The sequence below is a fragment of the Phytohabitans sp. LJ34 genome (assembly GCF_052068095.1).
Classification (GTDB): Bacteria; Actinomycetota; Actinomycetes; order Mycobacteriales; family Micromonosporaceae; genus Phytohabitans.
Genome location: NZ_JBQHDG010000001.1, coordinates 500,732 through 522,109 on the forward strand (window position 1 = coordinate 500,732; position 21,378 = coordinate 522,109).

General features: G+C 71.1%; 20 protein-coding genes and 1 tRNA gene. 10 read left to right on the forward strand and 11 right to left on the reverse strand.

What is annotated here, in order from left to right; all coding sequences use genetic code 11:
* The first annotated feature begins 14 nt into the window (after positions 1-14).
* Together ACTMTJ_RS02385 and ACTMTJ_RS02390 are read left to right on the forward strand one after the other, a co-directional pair.
* Positions 15-3,026, forward strand: coding sequence for a UPF0182 family membrane protein (locus tag ACTMTJ_RS02385; protein WP_441214330.1), 3,012 nt, complete (start codon positions 15-17; stop codon positions 3,024-3,026).
* Between the two features lie 82 nt (positions 3,027-3,108).
* A tRNA-Met gene (locus tag ACTMTJ_RS02390) sits at positions 3,109-3,185 on the forward strand.
* A 50-nt stretch (positions 3,186-3,235) separates the two neighbouring features.
* Here the strand turns inward: ACTMTJ_RS02390 and ACTMTJ_RS02395 are convergent.
* Positions 3,236-3,667 carry a DUF4304 domain-containing protein gene (locus ACTMTJ_RS02395; RefSeq protein WP_441214331.1) on the reverse strand — a complete coding sequence of 144 codons (432 nt, stop codon included), beginning with the start codon at positions 3,665-3,667 and terminating at the stop codon, positions 3,236-3,238.
* Between the two features lie 153 nt (positions 3,668-3,820).
* On the opposite strand from ACTMTJ_RS02395, the gene ACTMTJ_RS02400 reads away from it, so the two are divergent.
* Positions 3,821-4,177, forward strand: coding sequence for a YciI family protein (locus ACTMTJ_RS02400; RefSeq protein WP_441214332.1), 357 nt, complete (start codon positions 3,821-3,823; stop codon positions 4,175-4,177).
* Positions 4,174-5,403 (forward strand): RNA polymerase sigma factor, encoded by a 1,230-nt coding sequence (locus tag ACTMTJ_RS02405; protein ID WP_441214333.1) that lies wholly within the window; start codon positions 4,174-4,176, stop codon positions 5,401-5,403. The genes ACTMTJ_RS02400 and ACTMTJ_RS02405 overlap by 4 nt, the downstream gene beginning before the upstream one ends.
* Here ACTMTJ_RS02405 and ACTMTJ_RS02410 read toward each other — a convergent pair.
* The 4 genes from ACTMTJ_RS02410 to ACTMTJ_RS02425 all read right to left on the reverse strand — a co-directional run bounded on the left by ACTMTJ_RS02410 (position 5,369) and on the right by ACTMTJ_RS02425 (position 8,334).
* Positions 5,369-6,061: a hypothetical protein gene (locus ACTMTJ_RS02410; protein WP_441214334.1), complete on the reverse strand. Its 693-nt coding sequence runs from the start codon at positions 6,059-6,061 to the stop codon at positions 5,369-5,371. The genes ACTMTJ_RS02405 and ACTMTJ_RS02410 overlap by 35 nt on opposite strands.
* Before the next feature lie 4 nt (positions 6,062-6,065).
* Entirely contained in the window at positions 6,066-7,175 is a 1,110-nt protein-coding gene (locus ACTMTJ_RS02415; protein ID WP_441214335.1) for a SigB/SigF/SigG family RNA polymerase sigma factor, read from the reverse strand.
* 101 nt (positions 7,176-7,276) lie between these two features.
* Complete coding sequence (locus ACTMTJ_RS02420; protein ID WP_441214336.1) at positions 7,277-7,999, reverse strand: ATP-binding protein; 723 nt, start codon at positions 7,997-7,999, stop codon at positions 7,277-7,279.
* Positions 7,999-8,334 (reverse strand): STAS domain-containing protein, encoded by a 336-nt coding sequence (locus ACTMTJ_RS02425; protein WP_441214337.1) that lies wholly within the window; start codon positions 8,332-8,334, stop codon positions 7,999-8,001. Before ACTMTJ_RS02425 ends, ACTMTJ_RS02420 begins: the two co-directional genes overlap by 1 nt.
* Before the next feature lie 179 nt (positions 8,335-8,513).
* On the opposite strand from ACTMTJ_RS02425, the gene ACTMTJ_RS02430 reads away from it, so the two are divergent.
* A complete protein-coding gene (locus tag ACTMTJ_RS02430) occupies positions 8,514-9,260 on the forward strand; it encodes an ATP-binding protein (RefSeq protein ID WP_441214338.1) in 747 nt (248 codons plus the stop codon).
* Positions 9,261-9,604: 344 nt separating this feature from the next.
* Here ACTMTJ_RS02430 and ACTMTJ_RS02435 read toward each other — a convergent pair whose 3' ends face one another.
* The 4 genes from ACTMTJ_RS02435 to ACTMTJ_RS02450 are packed head-to-tail and all read right to left on the reverse strand — an operon-like array spanning position 9,605 to position 13,100.
* Positions 9,605-10,807 (reverse strand): ABC transporter permease, encoded by a 1,203-nt coding sequence (locus ACTMTJ_RS02435; RefSeq protein ID WP_441214339.1) that lies wholly within the window; start codon positions 10,805-10,807, stop codon positions 9,605-9,607.
* Positions 10,808-11,467 (reverse strand): ABC transporter ATP-binding protein, encoded by a 660-nt coding sequence (locus ACTMTJ_RS02440; RefSeq protein ID WP_441214340.1) that lies wholly within the window; start codon positions 11,465-11,467, stop codon positions 10,808-10,810.
* Positions 11,464-12,540 carry an efflux RND transporter periplasmic adaptor subunit gene (locus tag ACTMTJ_RS02445; RefSeq protein WP_441214341.1) on the reverse strand — a complete coding sequence of 359 codons (1,077 nt, stop codon included), beginning with the start codon at positions 12,538-12,540 and terminating at the stop codon, positions 11,464-11,466. Before ACTMTJ_RS02445 ends, ACTMTJ_RS02440 begins: the two co-directional genes overlap by 4 nt.
* Positions 12,537-13,100 (reverse strand): hypothetical protein, encoded by a 564-nt coding sequence (locus tag ACTMTJ_RS02450; protein ID WP_441214342.1) that lies wholly within the window; start codon positions 13,098-13,100, stop codon positions 12,537-12,539. The genes ACTMTJ_RS02445 and ACTMTJ_RS02450 overlap by 4 nt, the downstream gene beginning before the upstream one ends.
* Before the next feature lie 138 nt (positions 13,101-13,238).
* On the opposite strand from ACTMTJ_RS02450, the gene ACTMTJ_RS02455 reads away from it, so the two are divergent.
* Both ACTMTJ_RS02455 and ACTMTJ_RS02460 read left to right on the forward strand, forming a co-directional pair.
* A complete protein-coding gene (locus ACTMTJ_RS02455) occupies positions 13,239-13,895 on the forward strand; it encodes a response regulator transcription factor (protein WP_441214343.1) in 657 nt (218 codons plus the stop codon).
* A gap of 13 nt (positions 13,896-13,908) precedes the next feature.
* Complete coding sequence (locus tag ACTMTJ_RS02460; RefSeq protein WP_441214344.1) at positions 13,909-15,093, forward strand: sensor histidine kinase; 1,185 nt, start codon at positions 13,909-13,911, stop codon at positions 15,091-15,093.
* Here the strand turns inward: ACTMTJ_RS02460 and mptB are convergent.
* Positions 15,090-16,487: a polyprenol phosphomannose-dependent alpha 1,6 mannosyltransferase MptB gene (gene mptB / locus ACTMTJ_RS02465; RefSeq protein WP_441214345.1), complete on the reverse strand. Its 1,398-nt coding sequence runs from the start codon at positions 16,485-16,487 to the stop codon at positions 15,090-15,092. The genes ACTMTJ_RS02460 and mptB overlap by 4 nt on opposite strands.
* Positions 16,484-16,912: a hypothetical protein gene (locus tag ACTMTJ_RS02470; protein WP_441214346.1), complete on the reverse strand. Its 429-nt coding sequence runs from the start codon at positions 16,910-16,912 to the stop codon at positions 16,484-16,486. Before ACTMTJ_RS02470 ends, mptB begins: the two co-directional genes overlap by 4 nt.
* Positions 16,913-16,979: 67 nt before the next feature.
* Between ACTMTJ_RS02470 and ACTMTJ_RS02475 the strand changes: the two genes are divergently transcribed.
* The 3 genes from ACTMTJ_RS02475 (at position 16,980) to ACTMTJ_RS02485 (ending at position 21,347) form a co-directional block, all read left to right on the forward strand.
* A complete protein-coding gene (locus ACTMTJ_RS02475) occupies positions 16,980-17,318 on the forward strand; it encodes a GNAT family N-acetyltransferase (protein ID WP_441214347.1) in 339 nt (112 codons plus the stop codon).
* Positions 17,319-17,323: 5 nt separating this feature from the next.
* Positions 17,324-17,953 (forward strand): pyridoxamine 5'-phosphate oxidase family protein, encoded by a 630-nt coding sequence (locus ACTMTJ_RS02480; protein WP_441214490.1) that lies wholly within the window; start codon positions 17,324-17,326, stop codon positions 17,951-17,953.
* 136 nt (positions 17,954-18,089) lie between these two features.
* Positions 18,090-21,347 (forward strand): S8 family serine peptidase, encoded by a 3,258-nt coding sequence (locus tag ACTMTJ_RS02485; RefSeq protein WP_441214348.1) that lies wholly within the window; start codon positions 18,090-18,092, stop codon positions 21,345-21,347.
* Positions 21,348-21,378 lie beyond the last annotated feature (31 nt).

The following is a 21,378-nucleotide window of genomic DNA, read 5'->3' on the forward strand; positions in this document are numbered from 1 at the left end:
GTGCGGAGCATACCGTGGTCATGCGTAGCAGTCCTCTGCCGAGAATGAGCCGGCGGGGCCGCGTCACTGTCGGGGTACTCATCGGGGTGTTCCTGCTTTTCACCTTGATGGGCTGGGCCGTCGAGGTCTGGACCGACTGGCTTTGGTTTGACGAAGTCGACTACACGCAGGTCTACACGGGTGTGCTCACCACGCGGATCCTGCTCTTCTTCGCCATAGGCCTGGCCATGGCGGTGGTCGTCGGCGGCAACCTGTACCTCGCCTACCGCCTGCGGCCGCTGCTGCGCCCGCATTCGGCCGAGCAGGCGACGCTCGAGCGATACCGGATGGTGCTCAGCCCGCGCATCGGCACCTGGATCGCGGTGCTGTCCGTGATCATCGGCCTCTTCGCCGGGCTCTCCGGGCAGAGCCGCTGGCGCGACTGGCTACTCTTCCGCAACTCGGTGCCGTTCGGCGCGTCCGACCCCGAGTTCAAGATCGACGTGAGCTTCTACGTCTTCGAGTACCCGTTCTGGCGCTACCTGCTCGGTGTCGGCTTCACCGCGGTGGTGCTCTCGGTGCTCGGCGCGCTCGCCGTCCACTACATCTTCGGCGGTGTGCGGCTCCAGGGCATCGGCGACCGCATGACGGCCGCGGCGCGCGCCCACCTGACGTCGCTCGTGGCGGCGTTCGTGCTCCTCAAGGCCATCGCGTACGTGCTCGACCGCCGCGCGCTGCTGCTGGAGCAGGATCCGCCCAACCTCTACGGCGCCGGCTACGCCGACATCAACGCGCTGCTGCCGGCCAAGGAGATCCTGGCGTACATCTCGGTGGTGGTCGCGATCGCGATCATCGTGTTCTCCAACGCGGTCATGCGCAACCTCGTGTGGCCCGGCGTCTCCCTCGCCCTGCTCGCCATCTCGGCGGTGGCGATCGGCGGCATCTACCCCTGGGCGGTGCAGACCTTCGAGGTCAACCCCAGCGTGCGCGACAAGGAACGCGACTACATCGAGCGGAGTATCAACGCGACACGAGACGCGTTCGGGCTGGCACAGACGGATATGAAGGCGTACACCGCCACCAACCTCACGCCACCCGCCACGCTCGCCACCGACACCTCGGTCGTGCCCAACATCCGCCTGCTCGACCCCGAGCTCGTCTCCCAGTCGTACACGCAGCTCCAGCAGGTCCGCGGCTTCTACGACTTCGGGCAAAAGCTCGACATCGACAGGTACACGCTCAACGGCAAGACCCAGGACTACGTTGTCGGCGTCCGCGAGATCAACTACAGCCGCCTCACCGCCCAGCAGGGCAACTGGCTCAACCGCCACACCGTCTACACGCACGGGTACGGGCTGGTCGGCGCGCCGGCCAACCAGGTGGTCTGCGGCGGCCAGCCGTACTTCGTCTCCGGCTTCCTCGGCGACGACCAGAGCGGCGAGGCGTGCGCGTCGAAGACCGAGCAGATCGACGTCGAGCAGCCGCGCATCTACTACGGCGAGCGGGTCGGCGGCGGCCAGCAGGGCGCCGACTACGCGATCGTGGGGCAGACCGACCCCGAGCGCAACGTCGAGTACGACCGGCCCACCGGCGCCAGCGGCGACCAGGGCATCAACTACACGTACACCGGCGAGGGCGGCGTCGAGATCGGCTCGTTCATGCGGCGGCTGCTCTACGGCATCAAGGAGCGCGAGTCCAACTTCCTGCTCTCCGACGCCGTCAACGACAACTCCAAGCTGCTGTACGTGCGCAACCCGCGCGACCGGGTGGAGAAGGTGGCACCGTTCCTCACGATGGACGGCGACCCCTACCCGGCGGTGGTCGGAGGCCGCATCCAGTGGGTCCTCGACGGCTACACGACCGCCGGCACCTACCCGTACTCCCAGCGGGTCAACCTCCAGTCCGAGACCACCGACGAGCTGACCAACGTGGGCACCTTCCAGCTCGCCCGCGAAAACGTCAACTACATCCGCAACTCGGTCAAGGCCACAGTGGACGCGTACGACGGCACGGTGCGGCTGTACGAGTTCGACGACACCGACCCCGTGCTCAAGGCCTGGAACAAGGCCTTCGGCGGCGACCTCGTGACACCCAAGTCGCAGATCCCGCCAGACCTGGCCGCCCACTTCCGCTACCCGGCCGACCTCTTCAAGGTGCAGCGCAACCTGCTGGCCCGCTACCACGTGACCGACCCGGGCGAGTTCTTCAACGGCTCGGACTTCTGGGAGGTGCCGAACGCGCCGGACGCCCCCGACACGGGCGTCAAGCAGCCGCCGTACTACCTGCTCACCCAGTTCCCCGAGCAGGACGCGCCGCGCTTCCAGATAACCTCCGCGGTCACACCACTGGGCCGGCAAAACCTCGCCGCGCTCATCTCCGGCTCCTATGTGGACGGCAAGCCGCAGCTGCAAGTGTGGGAACTGCCCGACCAGACGGCGGTGCAGGGCCCGGTGCAGGTCCATCAACGGATGACCAACACCAACGCCCAGATCAGACAGGACCTCAACCTGCTCTCGTCCAACCAGGCACAGGTCCTGTACGGCAATCTGCTGTCCCTGCCGTTCGGCGGCGGCATGCTCTACGTCGAACCGGTGTACGTGAAGAGCAACCAGGAAAACGCGTATCCGGTGCTGCAAAAGATCCTGATGTCCTACGGCGACGGCGGCTCGTACGTCGTACTCGCCAACAACCTGCAAGAGGGCATCAAGGAGCTTGTGGAGCAAGGCAAGCGAGGAGCCCCGCAACAGGGCGGAAACGAAAACGAGAATCCACCGCCACCCACCACGGGCGGAAACCAGCAGCTGACGCCCGAGCTACGCGCGGCCGCTGACAAGATCGATTCCGCCTGGGCCGAGGTCAAGGCGGCGAGGGCCGCCGGCGACTGGGAACGCGAGGGCAGGGCGCTCAAGGCACTCGACGACGCGATGGCCGAGTTCCAGTCCGCCCTGGACGCCGCCAACCGCGGCAACGGCGGCTCCACACCCGCCCCAACCGCGACGGCCACCCCGCCGCCCGCATCACCCTCACCCACCCCAGGCGGCGGCTGAGCTGCGCCTATCCCGCGTGCGCCACGACACGGCGGCCCGTTTTGCAGGTACGGCGACGGGTGCGCTAGTGTTAACGAGCCGACGCGGGGTGGAGCAGCTCGGTAGCTCGCTGGGCTCATAACCCAGAGGTCGCAGGTTCAAATCCTGTCCCCGCTACCATCAGAAACGCCCTTCCAGAGATCCTCTGGGAGGGCGTTTCGCATTTGGTATCACCGGAGCTGTTCGCGCATCGCGGGTAGGCCGTAATCGTGGACCGCGGTGACCACCGCGTCGGCCACCGCCGCCGGGTCGGCATCGTGCTCCAGGTCCCACCACAGGTCCGACTGGGTCGGCATCAGCTGCCCGATGCGCCGCTGCCACACGTAGGTCCCGTAGAAGACGTTCGGCGAGGGGGACGTGGGCAGGTACGGCTGCTCGCGGCGGGCCGACTCCCACACCAGCCGGCTGACCACGGAGAGGTTGAGCGTGAAGCTCAGGCTCGCGCTGGTGTTGTAGGCCGACGACTGAAACCCGAGCTGGGCCAGGCATTCCTCGTCGTCGAGGCGGTATCTGGCGCCGGATCCTTTGAAGCCCAAGGCGCGCAGCCCAGGCGCCACCCGGTCACGCAGCATCGCCCGATAGACGTCCTGAACGCTGCTCACAAACCCGATTCTGGCCCACGCCGGCGAGTCCCTGCCTTCACGGCGGCCGGGGGGCCGTTCGAAACTCCGTTTGGTTCGTTGTCGATCTGAGGGTGTCCGTGCTCGTCGTAGGGTAGGAGGCCCACCCGGGCCGGTCACGATGGGACGTTTGACATGGCCAAATACCTGATCCTCATCTACGGCGACGACCAGCAGTGGGAGGCGATGACGCCGGAGCAGCGCACGGCGCACGAGGCGGCACATGGTGAGTTCCGGGCGGCCGCCGGTTCGCGGGTGCTCGGGGGGCATGAGCTGGAGCTGGCGCCGACCGCGACCTCGCTGCGTTCGGACGGCGCCGGCGGGGTGACCACGACGGACGGGCCGTTTCTGGAGGCCAAGGAGGCGGTCGGCGGCTACTACCTGATCGAGGCCAAGGATCTCGACGAGGTGTTGGGGCTGGCCGCGAAGCTGCCGGAGGTCCGCGCCGCACACAGTGGCGTGGAGATCCGTCCGATAGTCCAGAACGGGTGACCCCGGACATCACCGCGGCGGTGGCGGAGGCGCATCGCACCGAGTGGGCACGGGTCTTTGCCACCACCGCGCAGCTGACCCGGGATCTCGACCTGGCGGAGGAGTGCGCGCAGGACGCCTACGCGCAGGCGTTGCTGACCTGGCCGCGGACCGGCGTGCCGGACCGGCCCGGTGCCTGGCTCACCACGATCGCCCGTAACCGGGCGCGTGACGTGCTGCGGCGGGAGTCGAACTTCCGGCGGGCGATGCCCCTGCTCGTCTCCGACGAGGCGGTGCCCGGTCCGGAGGATGGCCTCGACGACGACCGGCTCCGGTTGATCTTCACGTGCTGCCACCCGGCGCTGGGCCGGGACGCGCAGGTCGCGTTGACGCTGCGGCTGGTATGCGGGCTGTCGACGGCCGAGGTGGCGCGGGCCTACCTGGTGCAGGAGGCCACGATGGCCGCGCGGATCACGCGGGCCAAGAAGAAGATCGCCATGGCGCGCATCCCGTATCGGGTGCCCGCCCCGGACCAGTTGGCCGAGCGGGTGAGCGCGGTACTCGAAGTGGTCCATCTGATCTTCACGACCGGGCACGCCGCGCCAACGGGTGCGCATCTGGTGCGGCGCGACCTGACCGGGAGCGCGATCCGGCTGGCCCGCATCCTGCACCTGCTCATGCCGGGCGACGCGGAGATCACCGGTCTGCTGGCGCTGCTGTTGCTCATCGAGGCGCGGATGGAGACTCGCCTCTCCGAAAGCGGACGGCTGCTGCTCCTGTCCGAACAGGACCGGAGCAGGTGGGACGGCCAGCTGATCGCCGAGGGCACGGCCCTGCTCACCGACGCGCTGCGGCGGCAGAGCCCCACCCGGTACGCGGTGGAGGCCGCCATCGCGGCGGTACACGTGGAGGCGCGGACGTGGGAGGAGACCGACTGGTCGGAGATCGTTTCGCTCTACGGCGTGCTGCTGCGGCTGTGGCCGTCGCCGGTCGTCGAGCTCAACCGCGCGGTCGCGATCGGCTTTCGGGACGGGCCGGCCGCCGGCCTCGACGCGCTCGTGCCCCTGCTCGCCGACCCGGCACTGGCCACCTACGGCTACCTCAGCGCCGTACGGGCGGACTTTCTGCGGCGGCTGTGCCGGTGGGAGGAGGCGGCCGGCGCGTACGAGGAGGCGCTGGCCCTGACCGACAACGAGGTGGAGCGCGCCTTCCTCACTGAACGGCTCCGAGAGGTCCAGGCGCGTTGAGGTCGAGTGCGATGCGCCGGTGCGGGGTAGCCCGGTAGTACTCGATCACGTGGGCGAGGCGCTCGTTGGAGACGGCGCAGCCGTCGCCGCCCACCGTGACCCACCGGCCCTTGTCGGAGTCGCGCACCCGAAGCTGGACACCATCCTTGTCGCGCCGCACCGACTTGATGTGCTCCCAGGACAGCGTCTGCCCGCCGGCGACGACGCCCTGCGAGGTGACCGCCACGAGGATGGGATGGCGCACAGCCTTGAAGACGACCCACGCCAGCATCGGCAGCGTCACGACGCACAGCGCGGTCATGATGCGGCCATTCCACCCGTCCGCCCGCGCACCGCCCCACAGCAGCCCGCCGGCGAATATCCCGCCCACCGCCACGATCATCAGCGCCAGCCCTCGCTTGGACCGCCGGGCGAGCAGGCCCGGCCGGGCGCCGCCGGGCAAGGCGAGCGCGCGATGCCAGCGGAGGTCGTCGCGCTGGATGCGGCGGCGCACCCAGTCGATGCCGCCGAGGTAGGCGAGCGTGCCGATGAGCCCGATGCCACTCAGATCGGGTGCGGCGGTGCCGGACCGGCGACCGTACTCCCACACGGCGGCGCCGGCGACGAGGACGGCGAGGGACGCGAACGCCGCCACCACTGACCGGATCCCCCGCGACACCTCCTTACATATACGGCAACCGGGCCACCGCGAGGATCCGCCGTACGTGCGGTTGGGTGCCGCGCAGGCGCAACTCGACCGCCGCCCGCCGCGACTCCTGGTAGCCGGAGACGAGGGCGGCGATGCCGGCGGCGTCGATGAACGGGACGGCGGACATGTCCAGGTGAACGGTGTTGGGGCGGCGGGCCAGGGCGTTGAGGATGGCTTGGCGTAGCTCGTCGGCGCTGTCTCGGTCGATTTCGCCGCCGACCGCGACGGTGAGGGTGCCGCCGCCGGCGTGGGTGGTGGTCACCCGCAGACGGGGTGTGCCCAGTGTGGTGTCCTCCACCTCGCCCCAGTGCGGTGGGGTGTCGGCGAGCATGGCGTTGCGCAGCCAGGTCAGTGTCTTGGACAGCAGCCGGGATACGTGCATCTGGGAGATGCCGCACCTTTCCGCGATCTCGACCTGGGTGAGGTTGCCGTAGAAACGCAGGATCAGGATCCGGCGTTCGCGTTCGGGCAGCCGGTCCAGCAGCGTCTGGATGGTGAGCCGGTCGTCGATCGCGGCCAGGTCACCGTCGACCTCACCGATCAGGTCACCGCGTTCGGCCGTCCCACCGCCGGAGCCCGGGCTGGTCACCGGCGCGTTCAACGACAGCAGCGTATAGCCGGCCGCGGACAGCATCGCCTTGTCCACCTCGTCGGTGGTGGTGTGCAACCGGTCGGCCAACTCGCTGCTGCTGGGCGCCCGAGACAGCGTGTTGGTCAAATCCGAACCGGCGTGGCGGATCTGCACGACAAGATCCTGCAACCGGCGCGGCGCCCGCACCCCCCACGTGCGATCCCGGAAGTGTTTACGCAACTCACCCAGGATCGTGATCACCGCGAACGCGGTGAACGAACCCCGCTCACCGTCGTACCGGTCTACCGCCTTGACCAGACCCAACCGCGCGACCTGCTCCAGGTCAGCGAACGGCTCACCCCTTCCGCGGTAGCGATGGGCGAGCCGATGCGCGAGCGGCAAACACAACTCCACGAACTCCGCCCGAGCGGACGGATCCGAAACAACACGCTCGCCATACCGCGCCGCTTCCTCGTCGAGGTTTAGCTGGGCAGTGTCCTGTTCCGAGTGCATCACCGCCTCCTTGTGGCAGAAGCCTTGGATGGCACGGCCCCGAGTGGGCGTGGTTGAACTCGCGTTTCGTACCCAGTTGGCTGGCGGAATATCCCACCGGATCAGATACGCGAACGTGCCGCTAGATGAAGGCTTGCCCACGTGACCTTACCGTCGGGCAGGAGTGTGCAACCCCAACTTGACGAGACAGCCTCGACAAGCGGAAAACCGGGCCCCGTCAGTCGTTTGCGCCGTGGGTGGTAGTCGCGCACGGCGAGATGGAGATAGCGGCCGCCGCGGGTGACGGTCAGGTCGATGGGGGTGCCGGAGTGGCGGACCGCGTTGGTGACAAGCTCCGTGGTGACGAGGCGGGCCGGCTCGACCACGACCGGCAGGCGCCAGCGGTCGCACGCCCCGGAGACGAGGGTGCGGGCCGCGCGTACCGAGGCGGCGGCGGCCGGAAAGCGGTCGCGGACCTGGGCGGGCAGCTCGCGGCGCGTGGCGACGGCCCGGCCGCGGTCGAGGTCGGTGCAGAGCGTCAGGTGCCGCTCGACGCCGAGCCGGCGCAGCGCCGCCCGCACGTCGCGCGAGGGCGCGCAGACGAGGAGCGGCACGCCGGGCCACGCCGCGGCGTGGCGGGACGCCGCGAGCAACGCCGTGAGGCTGAGATCCTCCTCGACGGCGAGGGCCTCGGCGTCGAGGAGGATGGCGATCGGCTGCTCGGCGAGGCATTCGAGCAGCGCGGTGCGAAGCTGGCCCGCGCTGCGAAGGGTGAGCAGACCGTCGGCGCGCAGGACCGCGAGGGGCGGCTCGTGGACGGCGGTGCACCGGAGGCGCTGGGCCATCACCTGGCCCCGACCGACGTGCCGGCCAGCACACCGAGGACACCGGTCATCTCCAGCACCCGCCGAGGCATGCCCCGCGCGCCGCGCACCACCAGGCTCTTGCCCTGCCCGCGCGCGTCGTTGCGCGCCGCGAGCAGGGCACCAACACCACAGGCGTCGATGAATCCCACAGCGGACAACTCCAGCTCGACAAGACGGACCCCGTCGGCGCGGAGAAGACCGAGCACACTCGCGGAAAGCGCCGCTGTGACAGCCATGTCGATCTCGCCGCTGACGACAACCCGCGCGGTGTCCCCGCTCGGCATCTCCACCCGGAGGTCGAAGTCGTATGCCATCGACCATCCCTCCGCAACGGACCGTACCCGAGGAGCGCACGCCCGTAACGCCCCTTGGGTAATGACAGATCCGGGCCCACCCGGAACGGGGGGCCCAGCTTAGCTGGCAATGATCGCGTTTTTCCCGGGCGAACGGCGGGTAACCTCGCGGGGAGGCCCCCTGCGGACAACGAGGTGCCATGCCGACAGCCGTCCAGTGTTTGATTGACGATCACCAGCCGTACGCGGTGGCGCGGGTGGTGGGAGTGCTGGACGTCAAGGGCGCGGCCGAGGTCCGCTCCGCTCTTATCAAGTGTCTGGCCGAGCAGCCGGAGGCGGTCCTCGTCGACCTGTCCGGAATGCGCCTCGGCGAGCCGAGTGCCCTCTCCATCTTCTTCGCCGTCGCCCGGCAGGCGGCGAAGTGGCCGGCGGTGCCGCTGGTGCTCTGCGCGCCCCCGGCCGACGCGGCCGACCTCCTGCGGCGCGCGGCGGACGAGCGCCGCATGCCCGTGCTGCCCACCCTGAACGACGCGGTGCGCTCCCTCGAGCTCGACCACACGGCCCCCTCGATCAGCGAAGACCTGCTCCCGGTGGTCGGCGCCGGCCGGCGGGCCCGCGAGCTGGCCACCGAGGTGTGCTTCCAGTGGGACATGCCCCACCTGGTCGGGCCCGCCTGCACGGTGGCGACCGAGCTCGTCAACAACGTGGTCGCGCACGCGCACACGATGATGACGATCCGCATGGCGGTGCGCGACCGCTACCTGCACATCGCCGTCCGCGACGGCAGCGGCGCCGAGCCGGTGCTGCGTCGCGACGTCTCGCCCACCGCCCTCTCGGGGCGCGGGCTCGCCCTGATCGAAGCGGTCTCCCGCCACTGGGGCAGCCTCCCCACCCAGGGCGGCAAGGTCGTCTGGGCCGTCCTCGACGTAGCCCCGCAGCGGCTCTAGAACGCTCGCCGTCGCGGTCGGGGTTGGCGAGCCTGGCCACAACGCACGGCCAAATCCGAGACAGATTTTTCCCAGGTCCGCGTCAGCTGTAGACCGTGTGCGCGGGGTCCCCGGGGAAACGTGGAGCGCGGCGGAGCGTTTTCTTGGGGTGCTTTCCCGCGGGCACCGTTCCCGGCCGGCGGCTCGTAGACCGAGCCGAAACCCCCGGCCGCCCACTGCCGGGTCCGCGGGAGCAACGGTCCGGACCACGACGGACGTCGCGGTAGCTCAATATGTGAAATGGCCTCGAGACCGCGGAGGCCGGAAAGTCCGACCTCCGCGGTCCCGGCTGCGGGGAAAGCCCGTCAGGGGGTGGCCAGGGCCTCCGTGGGGGCTAGGCGGGCGGCGCGGATCGCGGGATAGAGGCCGGCGATCGCGCCGATCAGGAGGGTGGCGCCCACCCCGCCGGCCATGGCCCAGGCCGGCACCACGGATGGCCACGCGCGGGTGCTGGCGTACACCGTGGTGACGGCTGTGCCGAGCACGACCCCACCCGCGCCGCCGAGCGCCGACAGCAGCAGCGACTCGGCGAGGAACTGGACGCGGATCTGGCCTCGGGTGGCGCCGAGCGAGCGGCGTAGGCCGATCTCGGCGCGGCGTTCGAGTACCGAGATGACCATCGTGTTGGCCACGCCCACGCCGCCGACAAGCAAGGCCACCGCACCGAGGCCGAGCAGCAGGCCGGTGAACGCCCGGTCGGTCGCTCGCCTCGCCTCCAGCGCGTCGGACGGGCGGGAGACCTCGACCTCGTTCGGGGCCTCCGGGTTGGCGGTGGCGGCCAGCACGGCCCGCACGGCCTCGACGGCCGCGTCGTCCGAGCGGGTGTAGACGGTCGTCGGGTAGCCGTCGAAGTCCAGGTAGGTCTCCGCCGCCGCCCAGCCGACCAGCGTGGCCGAGTCGAGCTCGGGCGCGAGTGGCACCTCGTCGAGAATGCCGACGACCGTGAACCAGACGCCGCCCACGTACACCTGGATGTCCGCGCCCGCCGCACCGACGCCCAGCCGGCGGGCCGCCGCCGCGCCCAGCACCGCGGCCGGGTAGCGGGAGGTGGCCGCGTTGAGCCAGGTGCCGCCGGCGAGTGTGGCGCCGACCGTGCCGAGCAGGTCGAGGTGGGCCGCCTGCACGGTCATGCCGCCGGTCTCCGCCTCCGGTATCCGGTCGTTGCGGTAGACGTTGGTGTCCGGCACCTTGCCGGTCGCGGCCACCTCGTTGACCGGGCCGATCCGGGAGACCATCGCCACCGACTCGGTGGGCAGTTGCGCGTCCTCGCCGAAGATCGTCCGGCCGGGTCCGACGGTCAGCAGGTTGGTGCCGAGCGCGGCCAGCTCGCGGTCGAGCTCGGCCCGGCTGGAGGACGAGATGCCGACGACAGCGGTCATCGCCGCGATGCCGATCGCGATGCCGAGTGCCGACAGGAACGCCCGCAGCGGCCGGGTCCGCAGCCCGGCCCCACCGACCCGCAGCACGTCGCGGGGGCGGAGCCGGGCGGGGGAGAGCGCCGTCGCCATTCAGACCACCGCCCCGTCCAACATGGACACCTGGCGAGGCAGCCCGGCCGCGATGTCCCGGTCGTGGGTGATGACCAACACGGTGGTACCCGAGGCGTGCAGCTCGCGCAGCAGGGCCATCACACCGGATCCGGAGGCGGAGTCGAGGTTGCCGGTCGGCTCGTCGGCGAGCAGCAGTGCGGGCTCGCCGGCCACCGCTCGCGCGATCGCCACCCGCTGCCGCTCGCCACCGGAGAGCTCGTGCGGCATGTGGTCCAGGCGGTGCGCCAGCCCCACCCGGTCCAGTGCGGCCTCCGCGCGCCGCTTGCGCTCCTTCAGGGGTACGCCCGCGTAGAGCAGGCCGTCGGCGACGTTGTCCAATGCGGACTGTCCACCTGCGAGGTGGAATTGCTGGAAGACGAAGCCGATCCGGCGCGCCCGCAGCGCGGAGAGCTGGCGGTCGGAGAGCGCCGCCACGTCGTGCCCGTCGATCCGCACGGTGCCCGACGAGGGTCGGTCCAGCGTGCCGATCAGGTGCAGCATCGTCGACTTGCCCGAGCCGGAAGGGCCGACGATGGCGGCCACCTCGCCGTACCCGACCGCCAGCGACACGCCGCGGACCGCGACCACGCCGCCGGGGTACGCCTTCGTGACCGAGTCCAGCTCCACGAGAGCGCTCATGACGGCATCCCGACGGTCATGCCCTCGGCGAGGCCGTCGCCGGACACCTCCACCCGGCCGGTGGCGAACAGGCCCGTCTCCACCGCGACGATCCGGGTGGCGGCGCCGTCCACCACCTGAACGCCGTAGCCGCCCTCGGCGAGCGCGAGCAGCGCGGCCACCGGGACGGTGAGCACGTTCTCGCGTTGGGAGGCGGTGAAGCCGACGTCCACGGTCGCCGAGTCGAGGCCGGCCACCGCCTTCGCGTCGTCGACGGCGACCGTCACCTCCACCGCGGTCGAGGCGGGCTGCTGCTCCTCGGCCGGCTTGATCACCAGCTCGGTCTTCGTGATCTTGCCGCGGGCCGTCTTGCCGTCCGGCACCGTCACCGTGACGGCCGCGCCCTTGCGGGCCAGCCGCTGGTCGGAGACCTCCAGCTCGACGGTGACCACCCGGGCGGTACCCGTGTAGGAGAGGACGGCCGTGCCCGGCTGCACCGCCTCGCCCACGTCGGCCTCGTTGCCGTCGATCCGCACCGCGCCGGACGCGAAGACCACCCGGCCCAGCTCCACCGTCCCGGTCTCCGGCAGGCCCATGTCCTCCTGCCACTGCTCGACCGCCTCGGCCGTGGAGCTGGAGTACTCGTCGTCGACCGTGAAGCCGTCGTACCCCAGGGTCCGCAGGTTCTTCTCGAACTGGGTGACGTCCGCGCCCTCCGTGCCCACCGCGAGCGTCCGGTACGCCGGCAGCGCGCCGTACAGCAGCACGACCGGCGTGTTGTCCAGCCGGTAGAGGGCCTGCCCCCGTTTGACCGTCGACCCCGTCGCCGGCAGGCCCGTCACCGTCCCGCCCGAGCGCGCTGCCGCCGAGATCGCGGTGCCGTAGCCCAGTTCCCCGCTCTCGGTCTGCGTGTCCACGAGCGTCTCGCGGGTCACCTTGGTGGTGGCCGGCGGCAGGTCGCTGCTCGCCTCGCTCGGCGCCTCCCCGCCCGGCAGCCCCAGCCCGAACCCCGTCGCCGCCACCGCGCCGGTCACGACCACCACCGCGCCGGTCGCCAGCGCCATGCGGCCCTTACGCCGCCTGCGGCTTCTCATCCTTCTTTCCGATCCACGCTTCTCTTACCGCCACCAGGCGGCTCGGGCATGATCGAGCGGCACTTCTCCTCGGCCGCCTTGAACGTCGGGCTCTCCGGGTCGCCCACCTCGTTGCCGTCGATCTGGAGGCCACCGTCCTTCGGGTCCGGAAACTTGGGCACGCCGTTTTCGCGCATGCACTTCGCGTACTTGCGCAGCTGCTCCTGCCGCTCCGGGTCCGCCTTGGGTGGCTCGCCACCGTTGGGCAGGTGCTTCTTGCACACCTTCTGGGCCGCGTCGACCTTCGCCTTGTCGACGCCTTCCGGCAGCCCCATCCGGAACTCACCGTTGTCGCCGACCTCGGGATCGGGAAAATCGGGCAGTCCGTTCTCCCGCATGCACTTCGAGTAGGCGAAGATGGCGTCCCGGTCGTCCGGGCCACCCGGCGAGGCGCTGGCGCTGGCCTCCGGTGTCTTGCCGCCCGCGGTGGCCACCTTGTCGCCGCCGTCGCCTCCGCCGCCACAGCCGGCCGCGCTCAGGGCCAGCAGCAGCCCGAGTACGAGCGATGTCCTGATCCGCATCGTCCTTTTCTCCCTGGATGGATGGCGGCGGCCGGCTCATCCGACCGCCACGGCCGAGTAGAACGGGAGCGGGATCACGGGGGCGTTTCCGAAACCGATGACGCCGGGGTGACATCACCGTGGGTCACCATGGGGGGTATGCGCATCCTGGTGGTCGAGGACGAGCCGCTGCTGGCCGACGCGGTGGCCGAGTGGCTGCGCGGCGACGCCCACGCGGTCGACGTGGTGCACGACGGCGGCGCCGCGCTCGAGCGGATCGACGTCAACGAGTACGACGTGGTGGTGCTCGATCGCGACCTGCCGGTCGTGCACGGCGACGACGTGTGCCGGGCGGTGGTGGCCGGCGAGTCCCCGGTGCGGGTGCTGATGCTCACCGCCTCCGCCGAGATCGACGACCGGGTGGCCGGGCTGAGCCTCGGCGCCGACGACTACCTGCCCAAGCCGTTCGCCTTTCCGGAGCTCGCCGCCCGCGTCGTGGCGCTCGGCCGCCGCTCCCGGCCGGCCGCGCCGCCGGTGCTCCAGCGCGCCGGCATCCGCCTCGACCTGCACCGCCGCGAGGTGTACCGGAACGGGCGGTACGTGCCGCTGTCGCGGAAGGAGTTCGCGGTGCTGGCCGAGCTGCTGCGGGCCGAGGGTGCCGCGGTCTCCGCCGAGCAGCTGCTGGAGAAGGCGTGGGACGAGCACGCCGACCCGTTCACCCACGCGGTGCGGATGACGATCCTCAAGCTGCGCCGCAAGCTCGGCGACCCGCCGATCGTGTTCACCGACCCGGGAGTGGGGTACCGCGTCCCATGAAAAGGCTCAGCCCATGAAGCGCCCACGCTGGTCCCGGCTGACCATCCGGGCACGCCTCACGCTCGTCTACGGCGGGCTCTTCCTGGTCGCCGGCGTGCTGCTGCTCGGCGTCACCTACGCGCTCATCGCCCAGCGGATGCCCCGTGGTGAGCGGATCACCAACTTCCAGGGCTCGGCGGAGGCACCACCGCCCACGGCTCTCCCGCCCGGGCCCGGCGGGACGTTCGAAGCGAAGATCGTCGGGGACACCTGGGACGACGCGCTCAACGCCCTGCTCACCCAGGGCGGGATCGCCCTTCTCATGGCCGGTGTCGCGGCGACCGCGCTCGGCTGGCTCATCGCCGGCCGGCTGCTCCAGCCGCTGCACCGGATGACCGAGACGGCCGCCCGGATCGCCGACGCCCCCGCCGCCGGCAGCGGCCTGCACGAGCGGATCGCCCTGGACGGCCCGCACGACGAGGTGAAGAAGCTGGCGGACACGTTCGACGTGATGCTGGAACGGCTCGACCGGTCCTTCGACGGCCAGCGGCGGTTCGTCGCCAACGCCTCGCACGAGCTGCGTACCCCGCTCACGCTCAACCGGGCGCTGCTGGAGGTGGCCGTACACCGCCGGGCCGCCTCGCCGGAGCTGCGCCAGCTGGGCGAGACACTGCTGGAGATCAACGGCCGCCACGAGCGCCTGCTGGACGGGCTGCTCGTGCTGGCCCGCTCCGAGCGCGAGGTGACCGAGCGCTCCTATGTGGACCTGGCGGACGTCGTCGAGCACGTGGCCGAACAGGCGAAGCAGGGCCCGGTCACGATCCTCACCGAGCCCGGCTCGGCCCCCACAGCCGGCAACCCGGTGCTGCTGGAGCGCCTCGTGCAAAACCTCGTGGAGAACGGCCTCCGGTACAACGTGCCGGCGGACGGCTGGGTCGGCATCACCAGCGACACGCACCCGGACGGCTCAGTGGTGCTCGTCGTCAGCAACACCGGGCCGGTCGTGGCGTCGTACGAGGTGTCCCGCCTCTTCGAGCCGTTTCACCGCCTCGACGGCGACCGGATCGGGCCGACCGCGCCCGGCGCCGGGCTGGGCCTGTCGATCGTGCGGGCCGTTGCCCGGGCGCACGGCGGCGACGCCACCGCGCGGCCGCGCGAGGGCGGTGGCCTGGTGGTGACGGTCACCCTTCCCGGCGCGCCAGGGCCGGGCGAAACCTAGGAAGACGTCGCCTTCAGCGCCGCACGAGCGACCTGCGGGCGGAGCCAGGCCCAGGCGACCGCGATCACCAGCGCCAGGACGAGGAACGCGCCGGGCAGCTTGGTCAGTGCGGCCACCCCCAGCCCGTTCGGCAGCGTCAGGAACGTGAGCGCGCCGGTGGCGACCGCGAGCCAGCGACGCACCGGTGCCCGCGCCGCCGCGGCGAGTACGGCCAGCGCGGTGAGGGCGTACCAGGGATAGAAGATCGGCGACAGGAGCGCGAGCGCGGCGAGTGCGGCACCGCAGTGCAGCACGACGGCACGCGTGTCGGTGCGCCGCCGCCACGCGCCGACCACAAGTGCGGCGAGCGCCAGCGCCAGGAGCCCGAGGCCGGCCAGGCGCGCCGCGAGCACCGCGTCGTCCGCGCCCTCGCCGGCGCCGAACCCGCGCAGCAGGTACCCGACGCTCATCCCGACGCCGGTCGGCACGGATGTCCACTGTGTCTGGTCGGTGGCGCCGCCGAGGGCGCCGACCCAGCCGAGCCCGCCCAGCAGTGACGCGGCGGCGAAGGCCGCGGCGGCCACGCCGGCGACCAGCCACCGGCGTACCGGGCGGGCCAAGAGCAGCACCGCGAACGGCAGCGCCACCACCGCGGTCACCTTGACCGCGACCGCCAGTCCCAGCGCGAGGCCGGCGCTCGTGGGCTTTCCGGTCGCGGCGGCGGCCAAGCCCGCCACCACGAGGCCGGCGAGGAGGGCGTCGTAGTGTGCGCCGGCGATCGCGTGTACGGCCACCAGCGGTGTGCACACGCCGAGCCAGGCGGCGCGGACCGGCTCGACCCCGCAGGTGCGGGCGAGCCGCGGCAGGGCGACGGCGGCGAGCACCATCCCGCCGGCCGCGACGAGCCGCAGCGCGCCGACCGTCGCGAGCAGGCCGCCGCCGAGCCAGGCGGCGCCGGCCGCGAGGGCGATCGCGACCGGGCCGTACGGCGCTGTCTCGTCCCGCCACACCGGCGCCACGGCCGCCACCCAGGGGCACCCACCGCCGGCCGGGCTCAGCGTGTACGGGTCGGCGCCGCTCGCGTACAGCCAGCCCTGGCAGGCGTACGAGTAGACGTCGCGGCTGCCCAGCGGCGCGGCCACGAGCAGGGGCAGCGCCCACAGCGCGCCGGTGACCGCCAGCCCGCGGGCGCCCACCTCTCCGGCCCGTACCATCGCGCCGAGCCGCCACCAGGCCGCGACGAGCCCGACCATGCCCACCAGGCACGCGGCGAGCCCGATCTGGAACGGCACGGGGGTGGCGCCGAGGCCGAGCCGGCGCAGCTCCGGGCCGGGGTCGCCGCCGGGGAGCGCGCCCGCCGCGTACGAGCCGGCGGCGACGAGCACGGCGGCGGCGAGCCCGAGCCAGCGGGTCACGCCGCCCGCCATACCGCGAGCACCTCGTCCCGATGGTGGCCGGTCGGGCGGCTGTCCCGGATCTCGTGCCACCGCATGACGAGTCGCACCTCGACCACCGGAGGCGCGCCCGGGTGCCGCCGCGCGTACGCCTCGGCGATCTCCGCCAGCAGGGCCGGCTCGGCGACGTACCGATCCTGCTTGGCCTCCACCTCGGCGCGGCGGATCCCGGTCTCGATCTGCCCGAGCGGTGTCGCCGCACCGGTCGCGAGCGTGCCCTCGACGCGCGGGTCGGGCGCGTCGTCGTCCGGCGGGTTGACACCGGCGTACATGCGGAACGGCGCGAACGGGAAGCCGTCGTCGGAGCCCCAGAAGGTGCCGGCGAACAGCAGCGCCAGCCCGGCGACCGTGGCCAGGACACGCACCGAGACGCCGACCCTACCCACGGGGTCAGCCTTCCGCCCGCAGGTGACGGGAGGCTGAAGGCCGAACGACGTGAGGGACAATCAGCTCATGACCGACTCGACAATGGTGGTGGAGGACCGGCCGGCGAGCCGGTTCGAGGTGTTGCTGGACGGCCAGGCGGCGGGCTTCGTGGCGTACCGGCGAAACGGGTCCTCGATCTCCTTCACCCACACCGAGATCGACGAGCGGTTCGAGGGGCGCGGCCTCGGCTCGGTGCTCGTGCGCGGCGCGCTCGACGCGGCCCGGTCGGAAGGAGTGGCGGTGCTGCCGTTCTGTCCGTTTGTGCGGCGCTACATCTCCCGGCACCAGGAGTACCTGGATCTGGTGCCGGTCGATCAGCGGGCCCGCTTCGAGCTGCCCGCGCACAACGGGGAGGGCGAAAAGTGACGGTGTTGAGCGGGCTCGTGGAGGTCACCACCGACGAGGAACTCACCGAGCTCGTCGGCGGCGCACCGAAGGCGGCCGTGGTCGACAAGGTGCGGTCCGCGCTGGAGGACACGCACCGGCAGTGGCTGGCGGCGTCGCCCTTCTGCCTGATCGCCACCGCGGACGCGGAGGGTAACTGCGACGTCTCGCCCAAGGGCGACCCGCCCGGGTTCACGCTTGTGCTCGACGACACCACCATCGCGATCCCGGACCGGCCGGGCAACCGCCGTGCCGACGGCTTCCGCAACGTGCTGAGCAACCCGCACGTCGGGCTCGTCTTCCTGATCCCCGGACGCGGCGACACACTGCGCGTCAACGGGCGGGCCCGGCTGGTGCGGGACGCGCCGTTCTTCGACGAGATGGTGGTCAAGGGGCACCGGCCGCGGCTCGCGCTCGTGGTCGAGATCGAGCAGGTCTTCTTCCACTGCGCGAAGGCGTTCATGCGCTCGAAGCTGTGGCAGCCGGAGACGTGGGATCCGAACTCGTTGCCCTCTCGGGCACGGATCGTGCAGTGCGTCGAGCGCCCGAACGACTCGATCGAGGTGCTGGAAAAGCACTACGGCCCCGAGTACGCGAAGGGCCTTTACGAAGCGTGAGTGTCTAATTTGTACTGAGTAACATCACGAGAAGGTCACAACCGGCCTGGGGGCAGTGACACCCATTGTCAGGAAGCGAAGGATCTCGCCTGTCGCGCCCTGCACAACAGGGCTCCTGTCTCCGGAGGAACGGTACGTGAGAAAACTCCCCAAGTGGGGGCGGCGTAGCGCTGCCTTGCTGCTCGCGTCGGGCGTAGCGGTAGGTATGACGCTCGCGGGTCTTCCCTCGCCCGCCAGCGCCGACCCGACGGACCCATCCGAAAGCCTCAAGACCGCGCCAGCGGACACCCTTGACTCGCACGACGCCGACCTGCTCGCCCAGGCCAAGGCGAAGGGTGAGCAGCACGTCATGCTCATCGTCGCGACCGACAAGGGCGACGCCGAGGAGGTCGCGACCGAGCTCACCAAGCTGGGCGGCAACGTCGCCAAGCGGTACGACTCGATCGGCTACGTCCGCGCCCGCGTGCCCACCGGGCTGGTGGAGAAGGCCGCGAAGCTGCCCGGCGTCGCCGCCGTCGACCTCAACGAGTCGATCCCGCTGCCGGACCCGACCCTGGAGGACAAGACCGCCGCGAAGGGCGCCACGGCGCAGGCGGTCGCCGGCCCCGGCCCCGACACCCCGGCCGCGAACCCCTTCATGCCGACGCACGAGACCGGCGCCGTCAAGTTCAAGCAGCAGCACCCGACGTGGGACGGCCGCGGCGTGACGATCGGCGTCCTCGACTCCGGTGTCGACCTCGACAACCCCGCCCTCCAGACCACCAGCACGGGTGAGCGGAAGATCGTCGACTGGTTCACCGCGACCGACCCCATCTTCGACCCGGACGGCACCTGGCGGGCCATGCTCACCACGGTGACCGGGCCGTCCTTCACGTTCGCGGGCGCCACCTGGACCGCGCCGGAGGGCTCCTACAGGATCAACCGGTTCAACGAGCGGAGCACGATCGGTGGCGACCCCAACGGAGACGTGAACCGCGACGGTGACCAGGCCGACCTCTTCGGCGTGCTGTACGACCCGGTGAGCCACGACATCCGTGTGGACACCAACCAGAACCTGAACTTCACCGACGACGCCGTCATGCGGCCGTACAAGGAGAAGTTCGACGTCGGCCACTTCGGTACGGACAACCCGGCCACCGCGGTGCGCGAGCAGATGCCGTTCACGGTCGAGTTCCGCGAGGACGTCGACACCACCCCGGCTGGCCTGCCGGGCGTCGCCGACTTCGTCAACATCGGCCTGGTGGAGAGCTCGCACGGCTCGCACGTCGCCGGCATCACCGCGGCGAACGACATGCTCGGCAACGCGAACTTCGACGGCGCCGCACCCGGCGCGAAGATCGTTTCCGGCCGGGCCTGCAACTGGACCGGTGGCTGCACCGCCGCGGCGCTCGTCGACGGCATGGCCGACCTGGTCATCAACCGCGGCGTCGACGTGGTCAACATGTCGATCGGCGGCCTGCCGGCCTTCAACGACGGCGGCAACGCCCGCGCCCAGCTCTACAACCGCCTGATCAACGACTACGGCATCCAGCTGGTCATCTCGGCCGGCAACGACGGCCCGGGCGTCAACTCGGTCGGCGACCCCGGGGTGGCCTCCGACGTGATCGCCGTGGCGGCCAGCATCAGCAAGGAAACCTGGCTGGCCAACTACGGCGCGGTCGTGCGGAAGAAGAACGCGCTGTTCAACTTCTCCTCGCGCGGTCCCCGTGAGGACGGCGGGTACAAGCCGAACATCACCGCGCCGGGCGCGGCGATCTCGACCGGCCCCATGTGGCAGCCGGGCGGGCCGGTGGCCGAGGCGGGCTACCAGCTGCCGCCGGGCCTCCTGATGGCGAACGGCACCTCGATGTCCTCGCCGCAGACGGCGGGCGCGGTGGCGCTGCTGCTGTCCGCGGCCAAGGCCACCGACCGGGGCGTCACCCCGGCCGGCCTGCGTCGGGCGCTCTACAGCTCGGCGAAGTGGATCGACGGCGTGCCGGCGTACGGCCAGGGCACCGGCATGGTCAACGTGCCGGGCGCGTGGCAGCTGCTGCGCGGCCCAGTGGAGACCCGCACGTACACCTCGTCGGCGCCGGTCTGCACCGAGCTGTCCGGCTTCCTGACCCCGCCCGGCCAGGGCACCGGCATCTACAACCGGTGCGCCGCGGGTGACGGCGGGCAGAGGGCCGGCGTGAACAAGTCGTACACGGTCAAGCTGACCCGTACGAGCGGCCCGAACAGGAACATCCGGCACGAGCTGAGCTGGCTCGGCAACGACGGTACGTTCTCGGCACCGCGCAACGTCGTGCTGCCGCTGAACAAGACCGTCAGCATCACCGTCAACGCGAAGCCGTCGGTGGGCGCGCACGGCGCGATCCTGCGGGTCGACGACCCCGCGACGTCCGTCGTGGACTACGAGGTGCTCAACACGGTCGTCGTGTCCAACGAGGTGAAGAAGCCGAACTACTCGTTCAGCGCGGCGGGCGAGGTGGACCGGAACTCGTTCCAGACCTACTTCGTCACCGTGCCCGAGGGTGCGGACGCGCTCCAGGTCAACCTCTCCGGCATCGCGACCGGTTCGCAGACCCGCTTCATCACGTTCAACCCGCACGGCGTGCGGCAGGAGGACAACAGCAGCCCGTTCTGCTACACGAACTTCTCCGACGCGGCCGTCTGCAAGCCGCAGGAACGGTCGTACGAGAACCCGGTGCCGGGCGTGTGGGAGATCGAGGTCGAGTCGCGGCGTACGTCGCCGGCGCTCAACAACCCGTACCAGATCACCGCGCGGGTGCAGGGCGTCAAGGTGGAGCCGCCGGTCGTCGAGCTGCCGAGCGTGGCGGCTGGCCAGCCCAACCCGGTCAGCTGGAAGGTGACCAACGAGTTCGGCCCGATCAACGTGTCCGCGCAGGGCGGCCCGCTCGGCAGCCTCTCGGTGCAGCGTCCGACCATCGCCGACGGCGAGGTGCAGACGTTCGAGCTGGTGGTGCCGGTCGGCGCGACAAGGCTGGACGTGCGGATCGGCAACCCGAGCGACCCCGGTGCCGACCTCGACCTGTACGTGTTCCGTGACGGCACGCAGGTCGACTTCGACGCCGACGGCGACTCCGAGGAGTCGGTGTCGATCCCGAACCCGCAGGCTGGCACGTACACGATCGAGATCGACGGGTTCGCCGTGCCGGCGGGCACGACGGCCTACGACTACCGCGACACATTCTTCGCGGCGTCGCTGGGCAACATCTCGGTGCCGGCGACGGTCGTGCCGCTGGCCAACGGCGCGTCGACGACGATCAACGGCACGGTCACCGTCAACTCGGTGCCGGCCGGTGGTCGCACGCTCCTCGGCGAGGCCCTCATCGTGACCGACGAGGGCGCCGTGGTCGGCCGCGCAGGCGTGTCGATCGGCTCGGTCAGCTAGCTCGACCGCTGTACCCGACTCGGGGCGTCCT